The organism is Litorilituus lipolyticus (genome assembly GCF_006439335.1).
GTDB lineage: Bacteria > Pseudomonadota > Gammaproteobacteria > Enterobacterales > Alteromonadaceae > Colwellia > Colwellia lipolytica.
Map to the genome: position 1 here is coordinate 32,850 of NZ_SAWY01000001.1, position 20,271 is coordinate 53,120.

The 20,271-nt window shown below is 37.1% G+C and carries 18 protein-coding genes and 4 tRNA genes; 6 read left to right on the forward strand and 16 right to left on the reverse strand.

The window, feature by feature from the left end; genetic code table 11:
• Positions 1-9: 9 nt before the first annotated feature.
• The 8 genes from lon to EPA86_RS00205 form a co-directional block, all read right to left on the reverse strand.
• Positions 10-2,361 (reverse strand): endopeptidase La, encoded by a 2,352-nt coding sequence (gene lon / locus EPA86_RS00170; protein ID WP_140600695.1) that lies wholly within the window; start codon positions 2,359-2,361, stop codon positions 10-12.
• Positions 2,362-2,529: 168 nt separating this feature from the next.
• Positions 2,530-3,804: an ATP-dependent protease ATP-binding subunit ClpX gene (gene clpX, locus EPA86_RS00175; protein WP_140600697.1), complete on the reverse strand. Its 1,275-nt coding sequence runs from the start codon at positions 3,802-3,804 to the stop codon at positions 2,530-2,532.
• Between the two features lie 63 nt (positions 3,805-3,867).
• Positions 3,868-4,509 carry an ATP-dependent Clp endopeptidase proteolytic subunit ClpP gene (clpP, locus tag EPA86_RS00180; RefSeq protein ID WP_281284844.1) on the reverse strand — a complete coding sequence of 214 codons (642 nt, stop codon included), beginning with the start codon at positions 4,507-4,509 and terminating at the stop codon, positions 3,868-3,870.
• Positions 4,510-4,712: 203 nt separating this feature from the next.
• A complete protein-coding gene (gene tig / locus EPA86_RS00185; protein WP_140600701.1) occupies positions 4,713-6,023 on the reverse strand; it encodes a trigger factor in 1,311 nt (436 codons plus the stop codon).
• Between the two features lie 398 nt (positions 6,024-6,421).
• Positions 6,422-6,498, reverse strand: a tRNA-Pro gene (locus EPA86_RS00190).
• 51 nt (positions 6,499-6,549) lie between these two features.
• Positions 6,550-6,625: transfer RNA gene (locus EPA86_RS00195), tRNA-His, on the reverse strand.
• 22 nt (positions 6,626-6,647) lie between these two features.
• Positions 6,648-6,724: transfer RNA gene (locus EPA86_RS00200), tRNA-Arg, on the reverse strand.
• Between the two features lie 43 nt (positions 6,725-6,767).
• Positions 6,768-6,844: transfer RNA gene (locus EPA86_RS00205), tRNA-Pro, on the reverse strand.
• A 300-nt stretch (positions 6,845-7,144) separates the two neighbouring features.
• On the opposite strand from EPA86_RS00205, the gene folD reads away from it, so the two are divergent.
• Positions 7,145-7,999 (forward strand): bifunctional methylenetetrahydrofolate dehydrogenase/methenyltetrahydrofolate cyclohydrolase FolD, encoded by an 855-nt coding sequence (gene folD, locus EPA86_RS00210; protein WP_140600704.1) that lies wholly within the window; start codon positions 7,145-7,147, stop codon positions 7,997-7,999.
• 116 nt (positions 8,000-8,115) lie between these two features.
• Here the strand turns inward: folD and cysS are convergent, their stop codons facing one another.
• Positions 8,116-9,501 carry a cysteine--tRNA ligase gene (cysS, locus tag EPA86_RS00215; RefSeq protein WP_140600706.1) on the reverse strand — a complete coding sequence of 462 codons (1,386 nt, stop codon included), beginning with the start codon at positions 9,499-9,501 and terminating at the stop codon, positions 8,116-8,118.
• Positions 9,502-9,657: 156 nt separating this feature from the next.
• On the opposite strand from cysS, the gene EPA86_RS00220 reads away from it, so the two are divergent.
• The 3 genes from EPA86_RS00220 (at position 9,658) to EPA86_RS00230 (ending at position 11,841) form a co-directional block, all read left to right on the forward strand.
• Positions 9,658-10,149 carry a peptidylprolyl isomerase gene (locus EPA86_RS00220; RefSeq protein ID WP_140600708.1) on the forward strand — a complete coding sequence of 164 codons (492 nt, stop codon included), beginning with the start codon at positions 9,658-9,660 and terminating at the stop codon, positions 10,147-10,149.
• Between the two features lie 9 nt (positions 10,150-10,158).
• Positions 10,159-10,908 carry a UDP-2,3-diacylglucosamine diphosphatase gene (locus tag EPA86_RS00225; RefSeq protein WP_140600710.1) on the forward strand — a complete coding sequence of 250 codons (750 nt, stop codon included), beginning with the start codon at positions 10,159-10,161 and terminating at the stop codon, positions 10,906-10,908.
• 108 nt (positions 10,909-11,016) lie between these two features.
• Positions 11,017-11,841: a substrate-binding periplasmic protein gene (locus EPA86_RS00230; RefSeq protein WP_140600712.1), complete on the forward strand. Its 825-nt coding sequence runs from the start codon at positions 11,017-11,019 to the stop codon at positions 11,839-11,841.
• Here EPA86_RS00230 and miaE read toward each other — a convergent pair.
• The gene (miaE, locus tag EPA86_RS00235) at positions 11,810-12,574 is read right to left on the reverse strand and encodes a tRNA isopentenyl-2-thiomethyl-A-37 hydroxylase MiaE (protein WP_140600714.1); all 765 of its coding nucleotides are present in this window, start codon (positions 12,572-12,574) and stop codon (positions 11,810-11,812) included. The genes EPA86_RS00230 and miaE overlap by 32 nt on opposite strands.
• Before the next feature lie 156 nt (positions 12,575-12,730).
• On the opposite strand from miaE, the gene EPA86_RS00240 reads away from it, so the two are divergent.
• Together EPA86_RS00240 and EPA86_RS00245 are read left to right on the forward strand one after the other, a co-directional pair.
• On the forward strand, positions 12,731-13,033 hold the full coding sequence (locus EPA86_RS00240) for a hypothetical protein (RefSeq protein ID WP_140600716.1): 303 nt from the start codon (positions 12,731-12,733) through the stop codon (positions 13,031-13,033).
• A gap of 238 nt (positions 13,034-13,271) precedes the next feature.
• On the forward strand, positions 13,272-13,871 hold the full coding sequence (locus EPA86_RS00245; RefSeq protein ID WP_140600718.1) for a Yip1 family protein: 600 nt from the start codon (positions 13,272-13,274) through the stop codon (positions 13,869-13,871).
• 109 nt (positions 13,872-13,980) lie between these two features.
• Here EPA86_RS00245 and purF read toward each other — a convergent pair whose 3' ends face one another.
• The 6 genes from purF to truA all read right to left on the reverse strand — a co-directional run bounded on the left by purF (position 13,981) and on the right by truA (position 20,177).
• The gene (purF, locus tag EPA86_RS00250) at positions 13,981-15,498 is read right to left on the reverse strand and encodes an amidophosphoribosyltransferase (protein WP_140600720.1); all 1,518 of its coding nucleotides are present in this window, start codon (positions 15,496-15,498) and stop codon (positions 13,981-13,983) included.
• Positions 15,499-15,671: 173 nt separating this feature from the next.
• A complete protein-coding gene (locus EPA86_RS00255) occupies positions 15,672-16,154 on the reverse strand; it encodes a CvpA family protein (RefSeq protein ID WP_140600722.1) in 483 nt (160 codons plus the stop codon).
• Between the two features lie 78 nt (positions 16,155-16,232).
• Entirely contained in the window at positions 16,233-16,901 is a 669-nt protein-coding gene (locus EPA86_RS00260; protein WP_140600724.1) for an SPOR domain-containing protein, read from the reverse strand.
• A gap of 48 nt (positions 16,902-16,949) precedes the next feature.
• Positions 16,950-18,326, reverse strand: a complete 1,377-nt coding sequence (gene folC / locus EPA86_RS00265; protein WP_140600726.1) for a bifunctional tetrahydrofolate synthase/dihydrofolate synthase — start codon at positions 18,324-18,326, stop codon at positions 16,950-16,952.
• Between the two features lie 18 nt (positions 18,327-18,344).
• On the reverse strand, positions 18,345-19,202 hold the full coding sequence (gene accD, locus EPA86_RS00270; RefSeq protein ID WP_140600728.1) for an acetyl-CoA carboxylase, carboxyltransferase subunit beta: 858 nt from the start codon (positions 19,200-19,202) through the stop codon (positions 18,345-18,347).
• A 195-nt stretch (positions 19,203-19,397) separates the two neighbouring features.
• Positions 19,398-20,177: a tRNA pseudouridine(38-40) synthase TruA gene (truA, locus tag EPA86_RS00275; protein WP_140600730.1), complete on the reverse strand. Its 780-nt coding sequence runs from the start codon at positions 20,175-20,177 to the stop codon at positions 19,398-19,400.
• Positions 20,178-20,271 lie beyond the last annotated feature (94 nt).

Below are 20,271 nucleotides of genomic sequence, written 5' to 3' on the forward strand. Positions count from 1 at the left end.
ACAAAAAAGCTATTTTTTCTCTGATTGCCACTGCTCTACAGGGTGTTCAAGGGCAATAGCTAGCACTTCGTCAATCCATTTAACTGGATGAATTGCTAATTCTGATTTAACGTTTTCAGGGATTTCTTTTAAGTCCCGCGCATTATCATGAGGAATAACTACCGTTTTAATACCGCCTCGGTGTGCCGCAAGTAACTTTTCTTTTAAGCCTCCAATAGCTAGAACTTCACCTCTTAACGTAATTTCACCTGTCATAGCAACATCAGCTTTTACAGGGTTCCCTGTTAAGCTAGAAACTAAAGCTGTACACATGCCAATACCTGCACTTGGCCCATCTTTAGGTGTAGCTCCCTCAGGGACATGTACATGGATATCCTTCTTCTCATAAAAATCATCATTAATTCGAAGCTTTGTAGTTCTACTGCGCACAACCGTCATCGCAGCCTGTATCGACTCTTGCATGACATCACCTAAAGAGCCGGTATAGCTTAACTTTCCTTTACCAGGTACGGAAGCTGTTTCAATTGTTAATAACTCTCCACCCACTTGAGTCCAAGCAAGTCCAGTAACTAAGCCTACTCTATTCTCATCATCGGCTTTACCATAATCAAAACGCTGAACACCTAAGTATTCATCTAAATTATCTTGACTAATTACAACTTTTTTCAGTTTTTTATCAAGCAAAATTGCTTTTACCGCTTTACGACATAGTTTAGATATTTCACGCTCTAAACTACGTACCCCTGCTTCGCGGGTATAATACCTAATGATACCTACAATAGCGCTATCATCAATTTCAATCTCTTTTGCTTTTAAACCATTACGTTGAATTTGCTTTTCAAGTAAATGGTTCCGAGCAATATTTAATTTTTCATCTTCTGTATAACCCGATAAACGAATGACTTCCATACGATCAAGTAATGGTCCCGGAATATCCATACTATTTGAGGTTGCAACGAACATGACATCAGATAAGTCATAATCAACCTCTAAGTAATGATCATTAAAACTGGTGTTTTGTTCAGGATCTAATACTTCTAACAACGCTGAAGCTGGGTCTCCTCGCATATCTGAGGCCATTTTATCGATTTCATCTAGTAAAAATAATGGGTTCTTTACACCTACTTTTGACATTTTCTGGATAAGTTTACCGGGCAAAGAACCAATATAGGTTCTACGATGCCCTCTAATCTCAGCTTCATCACGTACTCCACCTAGAGCCATTCGTACATATTTACGACCTGTTGACTTGGCAATAGATTGTCCTAATGACGTTTTACCGACACCTGGAGGACCAACTAAACAAAGAATTGGTCCCTTTAACTGACTAACCCGTTGCTGAACCGCTAGATACTCAAGAATTCGTTCTTTAACCTTATCTAAACCAAAATGATCTTTATCTAGTACCTCTTGTGCTAACGCGAGGTTTCTTTTTAACTTACTGCGTTTTTTCCAAGGCACATTTAACATGCAGTCTATATAGCTTCTAACCACTGTAGCTTCTGCTGACATAGGTGACATCATTTTCAGCTTTTGCAATTCAGCAAGTGTTTTTTCTTTCGCCTCTGCTGGCATTTGCGCATCATCAATGCGCTTAGTCATTTGCTCTAACTCATCTACGGCTTCTTCACCATCATTTAACTCTTTTTGAATAGCTTTCATTTGCTCATTCAAATAGTATTCACGTTGGCTTTTTTCCATTTGTTTTTTAACGCGTGTTCTAATTTTTTTCTCTACTTGCAATAAGTCTATTTCACCTTCCATTAACGCCATCAAATGCTCTAAACGAACATTTACATCGGTAATCTCTAAAACTTTTTGCTTATCAACAAGCTTTAATGGCATATGCGCTGCCATGGTATCTGCTAACTGCTCTGCATCATCGATACCAGAAACAGAAGTAAGCACTTCTGGTGGAATTTTCTTATTTAGTTTTACATAACCTTCAAATTGAGAAGTCGCTGAGCGTACTAACACCTCGGTATCTTCACTAACCGAATCAGTCGTCGACACATACTCAATTTCTGCACTGAAATACTCTTGTGTTTCAAGAAACTTAGTTAATGTTGCACGTTGTTCACCTTCAACAAGGACTTTTACTGTTCCATCAGGCAATTTTAACATTTGAAGAATCGTTGCTACTGTCCCGGTAGCATAAACATCATCTGCTTGAGGGTCATCAATAGCAGCATCTTTTTGTGCAACTAAAAAAACCTTTTTATCGTTCTCCATTGCCAAGTCTAAACAACGTATCGACTTTTCTCTTCCGACAAACAGCGGAATAACCATTTGCGGATAAACAACTACATCTCTTAAAGCTAAAACAGGGATTTCGACTACAGCAGATAATTCTTTGCTCATTGGCTACTCTTTGAATAATTTTATATTTATAAAAAATGATTGAATTTGCACTTATAAATTCTATATGGGGCTAGACATCAAGCTTTCAACAACTTTAAATAAAAAAAGAACCCTAAGGTTCTTTTTTTCATAATTTTTGGTACGTAAATGCGTATATTAGATTAACTATTATTCAGAAACCGCTTGATCTTGTTGGGCATCATAAATAACAATCGGTTTGCTTTCACCTTTAATCGCTTTCTCATCGACCACGACTTTACTCACATCTTCCATTGAAGGTAGTTCATACATAGTTTCAAGAAGCACGCCTTCAACGATTGAGCGTAAACCACGAGCGCCAGTTTTTCTGTCCATCGCTTTTCTAGCAATGGCATGCAATGCATCTTTTCTAAACTCTAATTCAACATTTTCCATATCAAATAATGCAGTAAATTGTTTAGTTAAGGCATTTTTAGGCTCTTGTAAGATCTGAATCAGAGCGTCTTCGTCTAATTCTCTTAGTGTAGCAACTACAGGCAATCGACCAATAAACTCAGGTATTAAGCCATATTTAACTAGATCTTCAGGCTCTACATCTAAAAATCTTTCTGTCAGTGTTTTCTCATGAGACTTACCGCGAACTTCAGCACCAAAACCAATACCAACACCAGTATGACAACGTTGTTCAATAACTTTATCTAAGCCAGCAAATGCACCACCACAGATAAATAATATTTTCGACGTATCAACTTGCAGGAATTCTTGCTGAGGATGCTTACGACCACCTTGAGGTGGTACTGAGGCAACGGTACCTTCAATAAGCTTTAATAACGCTTGTTGAACACCTTCACCTGAAACATCACGAGTAATAGACGGATTATCAGATTTACGTGAAATCTTATCTATTTCATCAATATAAACGATACCACGTTGGGCTTTCTCTACATCGTAATCACATTTTTGCAGTAGCTTTTGAATAATGTTTTCTACGTCTTCACCAACATAACCCGCTTCAGTTAAGGTGGTAGCATCAGCCATAGTAAAAGGCACATCAAGTAACCTAGCTAATGTCTGTGCTAGTAAGGTTTTTCCGCTACCTGTAGGGCCAATAAGTAAAATATTACTTTTACCTAATTCAACACCGTTATGCGTATCACCATTTCGTAGACGTTTATAATGATTATAAACAGCCACAGCTAATACTTTCTTAGCATGCTCTTGGCCGATAACATAGTCATCTAAACTTTCGCGTATCTCTATTGGTGAAGGTAACGCTTCTTTCTCTTCTTTTGGCGAAATTTCAGTGATTTCTTCACGAATGATGTCATTACAAAGTTCAACACATTCGTCACATATAAATACTGAAGGACCAGCAATTAACTTTCGAACCTCATGTTGGCTTTTGCCACAAAAGGAACAATAAAGTAATTTACCATTATCGCCACCCTTATTAATCTCGGTCATGCCCTACCTCTAATTTTTCAAGAAACTAGTAATCCTTTACTAGTAAGTATATACGGAAATTTATTAATCGTTACGTTGTTCTAATATGGAGTCAACTAATCCATATTCAACCGCACTTTCAGCACTTAAAAAGTTATCGCGGTCTGTATCTTGAGAGACTTTCTCTAAAGACTGACCTGTATGCTCTGCCATTAAACGGTTAAGCTTATCTTTAATATACAAAATCTCTTTTGCATGAATTTCAAAGTCAGACGCTTGTCCTTGGAAGCCACCTAATGGCTGGTGAATCATGACACGTGCATTTGGCAAACAGTAACGTTTACCTTTTTCACCACCAGATAGTAAAAATGCGCCCATACTAGCCGCTTGACCAATACAAACAGTACTAATTTTAGGCTTGATAAACTTCATTGTATCGTAAATAGCCATACCAGCAGTCACCGAACCACCAGGTGAGTTGATATATAAGAAAATATCTTTATCTGGGCTTTCTGACTCTAAAAATAGTAATTGAGCAATAATTAAATTAGCCATGTGATCTTCAACTTGACCACATAAAAAAATAATACGCTCTTTTAATAAGCGTGAATAAATATCATAAGAGCGTTCACCTTTGGATGTTTGTTCTACAACCATTGGTACTAAAGCACTTTCTGTAAGACTTGCGCTACCTTGAGGAGCTTGCCCTAATTCAGATTGAGCAATGTTTTGTGAAGTAAATTGAGAGTTAAACAAGTGTGAACCTTCCCTTTAATCTATTTTTGATTACGCTTTAATAATTGTTTGATGCGAATTGCTGTGAAAAATTCACTACAATCATTAAAAAAATGGCTTGTATGAATACATACAAGCCATTTAATCGATTGCTTAAGCTGTTGTCAATGGAAAACTACCATTGAACGAAGTTATTACTTCTGCGCTTCTGGATTCATAATATCGTTGAAGCTAGCTTTCTTATCTTTTACTTTGGCTTGCTCAACTAAAAGCTCAACTGCTTGCTCTTCTAATGCTACATTTTGCATTTGCTGCATTAGCTCTTGGTTGTTAGCATAGTAATCAACTACTTCTTGTGGATCTTCATATGCTGAAGCCGCAGTAGCGATTAATTCATTAACTTTTTCATCGTCAACTTTTAGTTCATTAACTTTAATAACTTCACCTAATAATAAACCGATTTTAACACGACGTTCTGCTTGTTCAGTGAACATTTCGCTTGGTAATTCAGGTAAGTTCTTAGGATCCATTTGACCTTGGAAACGTTGCATAGCTTGTTGACGTAACACATCAACTTCTTGTGCGACTAAAGCTGAAGGAAGTTCAACTTCATGACCTGCTAATAAGCCTTCAATTACTTGCTCTTTAACTTTTGCTTTAACTGCATTCGTTAATTCACGTGACATGTTCTTGCTAACTTCAGCACGTAAGGCTTCTACGCCACCTTCTTCAACACCAAATAATTTGGCAAATTCATCATTGATTTCAGGTAAGATTGGACCTTCAGTTTTGTGTACAACAATATCGAATTCCGCATCTTTACCTTTAAGGTTTTCAGCATGGTAATCTTCTGGGAAAGTAACGTTAATAGTTTTCTCTTCGCCAACTTTCATGCCAGTGATTTCTTTTTCAAAACCTGGAATCATGCGACCAGCACCTAATTCAAGTTCGAAACCTTCAGCTTTACCGCCTTCAAACTCTTCACCGTCAACACGGCCAGTAAAATCAAGAGTCAGCTTATCGCCTTTCTTAGTTTTACGTTTGTTTTCTTTCCAAGTTTGATGTTGTTTTTGTAAAGTAACAAACATTTCATCAATGTCTTTTTCTGTTACTTCAACAGCAGGACGCTCAACAGCAATCTTTTCTAAATCTTTTAATTCAACTTCTGGGTAAACTTCAAAAGTTGCTTCAAATTCTAATTCTTTACCTTCTTCGTTGCTTTTAGCAACAAAAGATGGACGACCCGCTGGATTAATTTTTTCGGCAACAATTGCTTCAACAAAGTTGCGTTGCATTAATTCACCTGCAACTTCTTGACGCACTGACTTACCATAGCGTTTTTGAATTACTGTTGGTGGCACTTTACCTGGACGAAAGCCATTAATACGTTGTGTTTTACCGATTTGACGAAGACGATTCTTTACTTCTACATCTACTGTGTCGGCAGGAACAGAAATAGTCAAACGACGTTCCAAACCTTGTGTAGTCTCAACTGAAACTTGCATTTAAATACCTCAAAACTTAGCGTGCTACGCTTTTTTAATACACATCATTTAACGCTTTGCTTTGATAACCATTTATCAAATTTGCAATAATAAAGATGCACAATATAAAAACTATAAAAATTATGACGCGGAATTATAGCTAGGGTTTACGCAAGAGTCGAGTACAACGATAAAAAAAATTAAAATATCACTTGAAGCTAGTAATAATAAGGGGTAAAAGGCGTTCTTAAGGGCTAATAAATGTAAATTTCATGAGAAAGTACAGTCATAATTCATAAAATAAAGAACAAAGAGAATTTTTGTTCTACGAACAAAGGTAAAAATCTGTCTTGAAGTCAGACTAAAATTAGTTACAGGAAGAATAAATCATAGGTTATGACAAAGGAATGTTAAAGAAGTGGTCGGTGATGCAAGATTCGAACTTGCGACCCCTTGGACCCAAACCAAGTGCGCTACCAAGCTGCGCTAATCACCGATATTCTTTGTACGCTTTAACTTAACTATCTTTGTACTAAGTGTAAAAAGATGGGGTGGCTAATGGGACTTGAACCCACGACAACCGGAATCACAATCCGGGGCTCTACCAACTGAGCTATAGCCACCATAGTAACTTAATTGTAAGTATGGCACGCCCTGTAGGATTCGAACCTACGACCCACGCCTTAGAAGGGCGTTGCTCTATCCAGCTGAGCTAAGGGCGCACATTACCTACAGGTACTTTTTAAATACAGAGTAAGTAAAAAGTGGTCGGTGATGCAAGATTCGAACTTGCGACCCCTTGGACCCAAACCAAGTGCGCTACCAAGCTGCGCTAATCACCGACTTTTGTTAAAAGCACTGTCGCTTTCAACGGGTGCGGATATTACCGACTTGCTGTGATGCAGTCAAACCTTTTTTATAAAAAAATCACTGTTCGCTCACTTTTAACACAAGTTAGTTATTAAGCAGGCAAAAAGCATATATCCTTGATGAAATATTGCACTACACTGCCATTAAAAGCTAATGCCAGATTAAGATCAACCTTTTAGCAGTTAAATGAAATAATGCCTACACCTCAGCATACCTTTGTGGCAGAATAGCCCCGTGTTCAACTATATCACTTTCAGGGCCCGTAAAGACTCATGACAGCAGCATTGATTGATGGCAAGGCCATTGCCAAACAGCTTAGAAACTCCGTAAAAGAAAAAGTTAACCAACGAATTGAAAATGGGCATAGAGCACCGGGTCTTGCCGTTATCTTAGTAGGAAGCGATCCTGCCTCACAAGTTTATGTGGGTAGCAAGCGAAAAGCTTGTGAAGAAGTAGGCTTTGTCTCAAGATCTTATGACTTACCTGCGACAACCTCTGAAGACGAACTTTTATCATTAGTCAGTGAACTTAACAATGATGACACTATAGATGGTATTCTTGTGCAACTTCCTCTACCAGAAGGGTTAAACTCTGATTTAATTATTGAGCATATTAACCCACAAAAAGATGTTGATGGCTTTCACCCATCAAATGTCGGCAAGCTATTATTAAGACAACCTGGCCTCAGACCTTGCACTCCTAAAGGTATAATCACACTTATAGAATCAACCGGTGTGGACACTAGAGGCTTAAATGCTGTCGTTATTGGCGTGTCTAATATTGTCGGTAGACCAATGATTTTAGAATTACTATTAAAAGGCTGTACTGTTACCGCATGCCATCGTTTTACTAAAGATTTAGAAGGTAAGGTCAGAAATGCGGATCTACTCGTTGTCGCTGTAGGCAAGCCAGCCTTTATTCCTGGAGATTGGGTTAAAGAAGGCGCTTTAGTTATTGATGTAGGTATTAATCGTTTAGATAACGGAAAATTAATTGGTGATGTAGATTTTGACAACGCTAAAGAGCGTGCTGCTTTTATCAGCCCAGTTCCGGGCGGTGTAGGACCAATGACCGTTGCAAGTTTAATCGAAAATACTTTGCTAGGTTGTGAACAGTTTGGTAAATAAACCTCGATGATTTAAATTTAATATGCTGATGAATATTAATCAGCAAATAAAAAAAGAGCTGTTTATCAGCTCTTTTTTTATGGGTGCACTTTAGTAAATAAGGTTAACACTTAGTATTATGCTTTACGCCACGTTGTTTTACCCGCACTGTCCTCTAAAATGATATTAAGCTCATTCAACTTATCTCTCGCTTCATCAGCTAAAGCCCAGTTTTTGTCCGCACGAGCTTGATTACGTTGTGCAATCAGTCCTTCAATCATTTCTACTTCGCTATCATCATTATTTCCCTGCAAAAACTTCGCTGGAGATAATTGCAATAAACCTAGAAGCCCACCTAAGTTAATTAAAGTAGCCGCTAATTCCTGCGCTTTTTCAGGGTCTTGTATTTTAGCTACATTTAATTCTTTCGCTAATTCAAACAATACCGCCAATGCTTGCGGAGTATTAAAGTCATCATCCATTGCTTGGCAAAATTGTTTCACTAACGAATTGTCCATATCAATTTCAAAATGACTAGGCTGCTCTACATCTCTTAACGCAGTATAAATTCTTTCAACAGACGCTCTAGCTTGTTCTAAGTTTTCTGTTGAGTAGTTCAATTGACTACGATAATGCCCTGTTGTTAAAAAGAATCTAACCGTTTCAGCATCATATTGTGCTAACACATCACGAATGGTGAAAAAATTGCCTAATGATTTAGACATTTTTTCTTGGTCTACTTGTACCATACCTGTGTGCATCCAGTAATTAACATAAGGCGTATCGAGCGCACAACAACTTTGTGCGACTTCATTTTCATGATGTGGAAATTGTAAATCTGAACCACCACCATGAATATCAAAATGATTGCCTAATACTTTTGCATTCATTGCAGAGCATTCAATATGCCAGCCTGGACGACCCGCTCCCCATGGCGAGTCCCAACTTGGCTCTTCAGGTTTGGCCGATTTCCATAAAACAAAATCTAGTGGGCTCTTTTTGCTATCGTCTACTTCTACCCGCGAACCTGCTTGTAATTGCTCTAAGTTTTGACCACTTAGCTTGCCATACTCTTTATAACTCGAAACATCAAAAAGCACATCACCAGAAGAAGCAACATAAGCGTGTTCTTTAGCAACTAATGTTTCAATCATTTCAATGATTTCTACCATATGAGTTGTGACTCGTGGCTCAAGATCAGGGCGTGCCATATTTAGGGCGTCAAAATCTTCATGCATTGCAGCAATTGTTCGCTCTGTTAACTGCTCAGTCGTTTCATTGTTTTCAATAGCACGATTGATAATTTTGTCTTCAACATCAGTAATGTTACGAATGTAGTTAACATCGTAACCAGAGAAACGTAAATATCGGGCTATATTATCAAAGCTAATGTAAGTACGAGCATGACCAATATGGCATAAGTCATACACAGTACATCCACAAACATATAACCCGACTTTACCTGGTGTGATTGGTGTAAAGGCCTCTTTTTTACGAGTTAACGTGTTATATACTTGCAACATGAGAATGTATGACTCCTAATGAATAAAATAAAAAGGCATTGTACCTTATACATTAGTAAGGGTCATTACAGAGAAAGACTATTTTCACAAGAAATTAAAACAAAGTTAGGCTACAATTCTCGCCAAGAAAATTTCTAACCTTTTAATGAGAAAATTATGATCACATTACAAACCAATCTTGGCGATATCAAAATCGAGCTTAACTTTGAAAAAGCACCTATTACAGCAGAAAACTTTAAGCAATATGTTGAAGAAGGTTTCTACAACGGTACAATTTTTCACCGCGTTATCAAAGGGTTCATGGCTCAAGGTGGTGGATTTGCCCCAGGTCTTGAAGAGAAAACCACACGTGCTAGTATCAAAAATGAAGCCAACAATGGCTTAAGCAATAAACGTGGTACTTTAGCTATGGCAAGAACCCAAGAGCCACACTCGGCATCAGCACAGTTTTTTATTAATTTAACTGACAATGACTTTTTAGATTTTAAAAATGAATCTATTCAAGGATGGGGTTACTGTGTATTTGGTGAAGTTGTTGAAGGCATGGACATTGTGGATAAAATGACCTTAATTGAAACCGGTAACATGTTCGGTCATGGAGATGTGCCAAAAGAAGAAATCATTATTAACTCAGCAACTGTAGCATAAGTTTATTCAATGAGTTCCAGTATTAAGGCAATAACGTATTTTATTGCCGACTTACACTTGAGTGAAGACAGGCCTGATATTACGGCCTGTTTTTTAAACTTTCTAGAAAACGAAGCAGTGAATGCTGAAAAGCTCTATATTTTAGGGGATTTGTTCGAAGCTTGGTTAGGCGACGATGATGATAGTGACTTTGTTAATAGCATTGCAAACGGCTTATCTTCAGTTAGTGAGCAAGGGACACAAATTTTCTATATTCATGGTAACCGTGATTTTCTCTTAGGTAAAAAATACGCCAAAAAATCTAACATGATCCTTTTACCTGAGGTGACCTTAATAGATTTATACGGACAAAAAGCCGTTATCATGCATGGAGATACACTTTGCACTAAAGATATTGAATATCAGAAGTTTAGAAAAAAATCTCGCTCTTGGTGGTGGAAAACGCTGATGACGAGCTTACCTTTACCTTTTCGCAAAAAGAAAGCCGCTGATTATCGTAAAAGAAGCAGTGCTGCCACAGCAATGAAATCACAACACATCATGGACGTGACTCAAAAAGAAGTCGTGAATTGTTTAGAAGATTATAACAGCCAACTGTTAATTCATGGTCACACCCATAGACCTGCAATTCATAAGTTAACCGCAAATAACAATACTGCACAACGTATAGTATTAGGTGACTGGTACGAGCAAGGCGCTTGGCTAAAAGTAGAGAAAGATAAAGTAGAATTACTTACTGAGTCTTTTAGCAAAATATAATTTACCTTAATGAGCAACTGTTAGTAACTAAAGTATTGCTGTAAAAAAAACACCATAAATGCTATAAAAGTTACTTAACACAAATAACATAATTAAAAGGCAAAAGTAATGAGAAACATAAGAACCTCATTGATATTTATCGCTTTTTCACTCTACTCACATTATGTTTCTGCTCAGCATAAGGATATCCTCGTTTATGCCGAGCAGTTAGCTCCCTTTCAATTTCAGGAAAATGATGGAAAACTAACAGGGTTGGCTATAGATGTTCTTAATGAATTAAACCGCACTACCGTTACTTCTACCTCTGTACAACTAGTTTCTTGGGCAAGAGCATATAAAGAAGTATTAGAAACGCCAAACTCAATGATTATCTCTATAGCAAGAACAGCAAAACGTGAAAATAAATTTCAATGGATTGGTTGTATTGTTAAGACCTCCCCCTCATTCTGGGGTCTCAAGAGTCAATTTAAAAATGCTCAGTTAACCTTTGAAGAGATTAAACAATATAGTGTGGCAGTTTCTAGGAACTCCAATGATGATAACTATTTAAAGAAGCATAATTTTCATCATGTATACCGACTAGTTTATGAAGAAAAAGCCATTGAAATGGTTTTTAAAGAAAGAGTCGATCTATTCATCGCAAGCAAAGCTACTCTACCTTCTGTAACGAGTAGCTTAACCTTAGATATAGATGACATTATTGCAGTCCATCAAATAAAAGATCGTCCAACTTATATCAATTTCGCCTTCAATAAAGATAGCTCTCCTGAGTTGGTTAAATTGTACCAAAACGCCTTTGCAATGATAGTGAAGTCAGGAAAGCTGCAGAAATTACAAAAAAAATGGGGGCTTGTTAATACTAATGCTACAAGCCAATATCAAGCAGAAAATGCCAACAGGACTAACAGTTTGGCACACCACTGTGAAACTTAAAGTCATCATCTGCTGAAGTAATCAGCTCTTTCTCAACTCGCGCAAAGTGCTCTACTCTTTCATTTACACTACCTTGTGCAACTTCCTCTGCAAGAGCAAGGTAGTCTTGATAATGTCGTGCTTCTGAGCGTAACAAAGATACATAAAATTTATTCAACTCATCGTCTAAATGCGGCGCAAGCTTAGCAAAGCGTTCACATGATCTGGCCTCAATGAAAGCACCAATAATTAATTTATCAATCAATGCTTCAGGCTCATAAGTTCTAACATGCTTCATCATTCCTTTGGCGTAACGACCTGCGCGAATATTTTCATAGGGAATTTGGCGTTGTTCCATAATCTGAAGCACTTGATAAAAGTGATGTAACTCTTCTTTAATTAACAATACCATTTTATCAATAAGACTTTGCCCGTAGCGACTTCCCTCTTTAGGGATAATAGTTTTCTTCAAATCGTTTTTATTGCTATTGAGACTAGCCAAGTTACCTTGTTTTCGATAAATAAAATCTTCGTAAGGTTTAACCCATTCAAGTAGTGCATCTCCACTTGCTTTATCAACAGCATACTTTCGAATTAACCACATTGCTGTTTGCCCGGCCTTTAATTCACATATCATATGGTCAATCAAAAGCAGAGGTAAACGTTCAGGTTTCTTAGCCTCATTTATCCATTCGTCTGGCGTTTCACATAAAAGAAATGATTTTATCGGTGCAAGAAGTTCGCTATACGGCATAAAATAACTAGCTCAGTAATAAAGTTTTGAAGATCTTACCATAAAAGCTGATATTTCTTTTTAAACCGATCAATATTTTTGACAAAAATCTTACTGGTTATCGAGATAATTACTGTCATAATAGTAAGTTCAAATTATCTAGTTACAGAGGTGTTAATGACATCAGTGAGACAAAAAACACATGCCAAAAATGCCAGCCAAAAGTTATTAACTAAGCATAAAGAGCTTATCCAAACCGACAATATAAAAGTCGTTTCCCATGTACAACGCGAAACAGATGACTGGTTTATTAATACCGTTATGATTGAAAAAGTAGATGTTCCTTTCAAATATAAGCGTAAGAAACTATATAAAAGTCTCCAGGGACAAAGAGTTAATATTACTTATTACCCTGATAAGGAGCTGATAGCTGGCTTTGATATCGAGGTAATGTCAGTAGTAAGAATAAAAATATCTTGAACAATACTTAACATCGCGACAACTATAACTCCAAAGATATCAAAACCACCGAAAATAGACTCATTAGTTATAAAAACTATCAAATCTTAATTGTTTTCGTTTGTTTTTAAGACAATTCTTGACGAAAGCTAAACTTTCTCCCATAAATAGAGTATCAGCAAAAAAAATTAATACATGCTGAAAACTAATGAGTGGTATTTAGACGTTTCCACAAACAAAATATCAAGGGGAAGTTACTATGATTTTAAATCATATCTGGGGCTTATACGCACATCCAAAAGATGAGTGGCATACAATAGAAAAGCGTCATGAAAGCTTAATGTATAGCTTAATGCATATCCTAACTATATCTCTTATTCCAGCTATTTGCGGATATTATGCCGCTGCACATATCGGTTGGACTATCGGAGTTGGCGATCCAATAACAATCAGTACCTCAAGCGCAAAAATTATGGCAGCCTCCATGTATTTTGCATTGATCTTCGGTGTATTCGCACTCGCCTATTTAATTCAATGGATGGCTAAAACATTTGACTCTACGCCGAATTATGTTCAGTCACTTGAACTTGCAGCTTATACTGCAACTCCTGTTCTAATGGTAGGTGTCACGGCATTATATCCTGTACTTTGGTTTGTAGCCCTTGCTGGTATGTGCGCCGTAGCCTACTCAGTATATTTACTATATTCTGGCGTGCCTATTATGATGAATATCCCTGAAGAAAAAGGCTTTATTTACTCAAGTTCTGTAGTGACTTGCGGCTTAGTTCTTTTGGTTGGTATTCTCGCATTTACCGTAATAATGTGGGGCATGGGGTTTGGACCTGAATTTATCGGTTAACATTCCTTTAATTTCTTAAAAATAAAAAAGAGCACTCTATTTCTACAGTAGTGCTCTTTTCTCATTTATTAGCTTATAAATAATGCCTTAACTAATTGCTCAGTAAAACTTACTCAGCCCCTTCATTGTGCATATCAATTATTGAATCGGCATTTTTATCAGACTTTTCTTTTGTGGTATTGTTTCTTAACGCATCAAGTCTCTCTAGATAGTCTTGGTCAATATCATTAGTGATATAGTTACCATCAAATACCGAAGTATCAAATGCTTTAATTTCAGGGTTAGCCGCTCCTACTGCAGTGACTAAATCTTCAATTGATTGATAAATAAGCTTATCTGCACCAATTAATTCACAAATATCATCAAGCTCTCGGCCATGTGCTACTAGCTCATTGGCGCTTGGCATATCAATTCCATAAACATTCGGGAACCTTACTTCAGGAGCTGCCGATGCAAAATACACTTTATTAGCACCTGCAGAGCGTGCCATTTCAATAATTTGTTCAGATGTTGTACCGCGAACGATTGAGTCATCAACGAGTAAAACGTTCTTACCCTTAAACTCAGTTTTGATTGCATTAAGCTTTTGGCGAACTGATTTTTTACGTTGCTCTTGACCAGGCATAATAAAAGTTCTACCAATATAGCGGTTTTTCACAAAACCTTGGCGATATGGAATATCTAATTGATGAGCTATTTGCAGAGCAATATCACACGAAGTTTCTGGAATAGGAATAACAACATCAATGTCTATATCATCCCATTCTGCAGCAATCTTTTTACCAAGCTTAGTACCCATTTCAACACGAGAGCCGTATACAGACATTTTATCCATTGTTGAATCTGGTCGAGCAAAATAAACAAACTCGAAGATACAAGGGCTATAAACTGGATTTTCAGCACATTGTTGACTGTGTATTTGCCCATCTTCAGAAAAGAAGATTGTTTCACCAGGCGCTACATCTCTTACAAATTCAAAGGAGCAGGCATCAAGAGCAACAGACTCTGAAGCCACCATGTACTCAATACCTTTTGCAGTTTCACGTTTACCAAAAACCAGTGGGCGAATACCGTTTGGATCACGAAAAGCAACCATACCATGACCAATAATAAGCGCTACCGTAGCATAAGCACCACGAACTCGCTTGTGAACATTGCTAACTGCTGAGAAAATATCATCAGACGTTAATGATAAATTTTCACTTTGTTGAAGTTCATGTCCCAAAATATTCAATAATAATTCAGAATCTGAAGTCGTGTTAACATGTCGACGAGCCTCAGTTTGTAACCAATGCTTTAACTCATCTGCATTAGTCAAATTACCGTTATGTGCTAATGAAATACCAAAAGGTGAATTAGCATAAAATGGCTGAGCTTCTGATGAGCTAGACGTACCAGCTGTAGGGTAACGTATATGACCAATACCAATATTACCTTGCAACCTTAACATATGGCGAGTGTGAAAAACGTCTTTCACTAAACCATTCGCTTTGCGTAGTCTAAAAGTATTATCACTGATTGTGACAATACCCGCTGCATCTTGACCTCGATGCTGTAAAACAGTTAAGCCATCATATAAATACTGACTAACAGGGGTTTTACCAACTATGCCAACCACACCACACATGAACTTTTCTCCACAAAAAAATAATCACAACACTTAGCTTATAAGCCATAAAGCCTAATAGCTAAGTTATTATATAAATTCTGTTTAGCTTGAAATTAACAAGCTAGCTTTATTCATTGATTCGTCTTTTATTAAAACGAAAAACTTATCTAAATAGTCTTGCTATATTATAGCTAAGATAAAAAACTTGATGACTGTTCAAGGTAGTCAAAAAACCACTCAATAATCAAAGTAAACTCAGGGATCAATTGAGAACCAGTCCACCAACTTGTTGATGAAGCGCTGGTAAAGGCATCCATGAAAAATAATACTGCGCTAACAATAAGTACACCTCTTAGTGCACCAAAAACTAAACCGAGCACTCTGTCTGTGCCCGAAAGTCCTGTCTTACTCACTAATTGCCCGATAAGGTAATTAACTAAGGCGCCTAAAATGAGTGTCGTGATAAATAGAATGGCAATTGCCGCAGCATTTCGAAGAACTTGATCGGAAATATTGGTTAATAAGTTGGCTAAATTTGCATAGAAAGTACTGGCGATAAAGAAGGCACTTATCCAGATAACTAAAGAGACAGCCTCTTTAACAAATCCACGTACTAAACTAATTAGTGTTGAAACACCAATAATTACCAAGATGGCGTAATCTATCCAAACCATAATTTGAGTTTCTCATTGATTAGAGGCGCGCATTCTAACAGAAGCATAAAAAAATCCCTACTTTTTTATTTGCAAGGATCAGCTTATTGGTTCAAATAATGCGACCTTCCCTTGAGTATTCGTTAACTTTTTCAATGCGGGTAGTTTATTCTCTAAAGAAGACTTAATTAACTCTGGGCCAATAAATACTTTAGTTAATGTGCCTTGCTTAGTTTTAATTGGGCGAGTGAAAGCAGTATAGCCATTATCTTTCAATTTCTTCAAAAGTTGTGCAACATTTTGCTTATGTTTAAAACTACCTAAATGAATAACCCAAGCCTGTTTAGCAACAGCACGCTCAGGTAAACTTTGCTCTTTAACTTTCTTAGCAGCCGTGTGATTCGGTTGTTTTGCTTTTGGCTTTTCTTCAACTTTGGCTGTTTTTACTTTATTAGCATTGATTTCATCGGTATCTTCACTTACCGTTTTTTGTGCGCTTTGTTGCGCTGTACTATCACTATTGTCAACAGTTGCAAGCACATCAATAGCTTGCTCATTACTTATCGGCTTATCTTTCTTTTCAATCAATTTATCTGTAGGAAACTTTTTGTTTGATAACTTACCTGTAAAGACAGGAGTTTCTGGGATTTTTTGAAAATGAGCCTTATTAGAGTTCTTTTCACCATCTAAAAGATCTGGTAAGAAAATAATCACGATGGCCGCAACAATAACGGTACCAACAAGACGATTTTGAAACGGTGTAGACAAACGATACTCCAAATTAAGTACAATCAATAATCTTGAATGACAACTAAGCTAAACCAATAACTCTCTGACTTCTGCTACAGTAAAAAATGAACCGAAGACTAATATTAGATCGTCTGAGTTAGCTTGATGGTTAGCTATTTTAAATGCCTGACTGACATTGTCAAAGCAATTGATTGAATTAGCAAATTTTGCAGCTATATTTGCAACATCTTTTGTCGAAGATGCTCTTGGTACATCAAGCTGCCCGATATACCAAACATCAATTTCTTCAATTAATGATTTAAGGCTATTTTCGATATCTTTATCAGCCAACATAGCAACAACAGCATGAATATTTTTATACCCTCTATCACGCTTATATTGTTTGATCTGCTTTGCTAAATACCTTGTTGCTTGTGGATTATGACCAACATCAAGTACAACATCACACGACGTAAGGAAGTTCGCTTGCTCTTGAGCAGTAAAGAGCTCTGTTCTACCAGAAACTTTAGTTTGCCCAATTAACATATTTACAAACTGAGTGTTCAAACTAACACCCAATTTATAAAGCACCATTAAAGCTGTAGCAACATTATCTTGGGGAATATGACATGGTTTTAAATTTTCTAGTAGCTTTGCTCCAGCTTTTAATGACCAGTTAGATAAACTATTCTGCACTATTTGAAAGTCTCTTTCACGGATAAACATATTATTGTTAACCAACTGCTCATCAGTATTTTTGCCAGAGTTGACTACTAAAGAGTTACCATAATTGACAACGGAAGCAGGTACATCTGTATCACCAACAACAATAAGCTGTTCAGCACGCATTATACCTGCCTTTTCATAACCAATTGATTCTCTGTCATTGCCTAAAAATGCTTGATGATCTAAATCGATTGTAGTGACAACCCCGACATCAGCATCAATAATATTAGTTGCATCCAACCGCCCTCCTAACCCAACTTCTAAAATGATTATTGAAGGTTTTAACTTCATCATAATAAGAAACGCTGCGAGGGTAGTGTATTCATAGTAGCTTAATGAAATATCACCGCGAGCTTTTTCTATAAGTTCAAATGCTTCAATAAAAAATTCATCACAGACATCTTTTTTATCAACTCTAAGCCTTTCATTAAAGCGGTTTATATGTGGAGAAGAATATACCGCAACACTACTAACACCAGTAGTTATGGATTCTTTCATAGTAAGTTGCTTAATGCACTCTGGCTGCATGAACGCATTTTCTAAAAAAGCACAAGTGGTTCCTTTGCCATTTGTTCCTGCCACGGTAATAACCGTAGCAAAACTTAAATCAACATTTAGCAATACAGCAACTTGAGCTATACGGCTTAAGCCCAAATCAATTTCTGTACTATGAATAGTTTCTAAATAAGAAAGCCACTCGTTTAAGCTTCGCGAGTGGCTTTTAATAATATCAGACATAAAATAATTATTATTCGTTTATGCTGCTGGAGAAGCATGCCCCATGAATTTACCGAGTAGTCTTGCAAGCGTATTACGCATTTCCCTGCGATCAACAATCATGTCGATAGCACCTTTCTCTAACAAGAACTCACTTCGTTGAAAGCCTTCTGGCAATTTCTCGCGTACAGTTTGTTCAATAACACGCGGGCCAGCAAAACCAATTAACGCTTTAGGCTCAGCGATATTAACATCACCTAGCATAGCTAAACTTGCCGAAACACCACCCATAGTAGGGTCGGTAAGTACAGAAACATATGGTAGGCCTTTTTCACTCATTTTTGCTAAAGCCGCACTTGTTTTAGCCATTTGCATCAATGAAAATAATGCTTCTTGCATTCTTGCACCACCACTTGCTGAGAAACAAATAAATGGTAGGTTGTGCTCTAAGCAATACTCTACACCTTTTACAAACCTAGCACCTACAACAGATGCCATTGAGCCACCTAAGAAAGAAAATTCAAATGCCGCCACAACAACTGGAGTACCTTGCAATTCGCCTTTCATAACAACTAAAGCGTCTTTTTCGCCAGAATTTTTCTGAGCAGAACTCAAACGATCTTTGTAGCGTTTTGAATCTTTAAACTTCAACACATCTTGTGCTTCGAACTCTTCACCTAACTCAAGTCGATTATTTTGATCCAGAAAGCTATCAATGCGCTTACGAGCGCCAATTCTCATGTGATGATCACATTTTGGACACACTGAAATCTGTCTTTCTAATTCAACTTTGTATAGAACAGCATTACAAGAAGTACACTTACTCCATACCCCTTCAGGGATATTACGTTTTTGTGTTGATTTTGCTTTCGGGAGAATCTTTTCTATCCAGCTCATAATTTTATTTTTGCCTATTGCAACGAATATAAATCGATTATTTGATGAAAACTTGTTCATCAAACATCATTTTAAAAGAATACTAATCTAAACCGCGTATTAGAGCATAGTTTAGCCTATATTTTATATAAAAAACTGGTCAGCTGTGTAACTTTTTGTTGCTTTTACTCAATTTTTTCAAAAATATAACGGCGCTTACAAAAATAATGGCCCTAATGGGTGTTTAGGGATATTAAATTGCTCGGGGTAGTCAACATCAACAAAATACAGCCCTTCCGGTGGGGCTGTAACACCAGCGACGCAACGGTTTTTTTGCTCTAAAACTTCTTTAATCCATACTGTCGGCTCAATAGCCTGACCAACTCGCATCAAGCTTCCTACAATGTTCCTTACCATATGATGTAAAAAAGCATTGGCTTTAATATCCACAACGATATATTTACCTTGGCGGCTGATTTGGCAATGTTCAATAGTTCTAACAGGAGAATGAGATTGACAATGAACGGTTCGGTATGAGGTAAAGTCATGGCGGCCCACTAAATACTGAGCGCCTTCTTGCATAAGAGTCTCATCTAATTCAAAGTGACAATGACTAATGCCGTGGTTTAAGATTGCGCTACGGATTGGGCTGTTAAAAATAATATATCGATATCGCCTTGCTGTTGCACTGAAGCGAGCATGAAATTCTTCATCGACTTGCTTAACCCATTTAACAGCAACATCTTTAGGTAAGTGAGTATTTACACCCAAAGTCCAAGCTACATCTTTCCTTACTTTTTCAGTATCAAAGTGAATAACTTGGTTAGTCGCATTTACACCTGTATCAGTACGACCAGCACAAACAACTTCAATGTTTTCATCAGCTATTTTAGATAAGGCTTTTTCTAATGTTTGTTGAACACTGACTACAGTTTTTTGTCGCTGCCAGCCACAGTAGTTTTTGCCGTCATATTCAATACCTAATGCATAGCGCATGTTAATTTATCACTTAAAATATCAGTTTGAAAAATTGCTGCGCATTATCCATTATTTTTAAGCTTGCTGCTACGTCTAGCCAAGAAATATTACC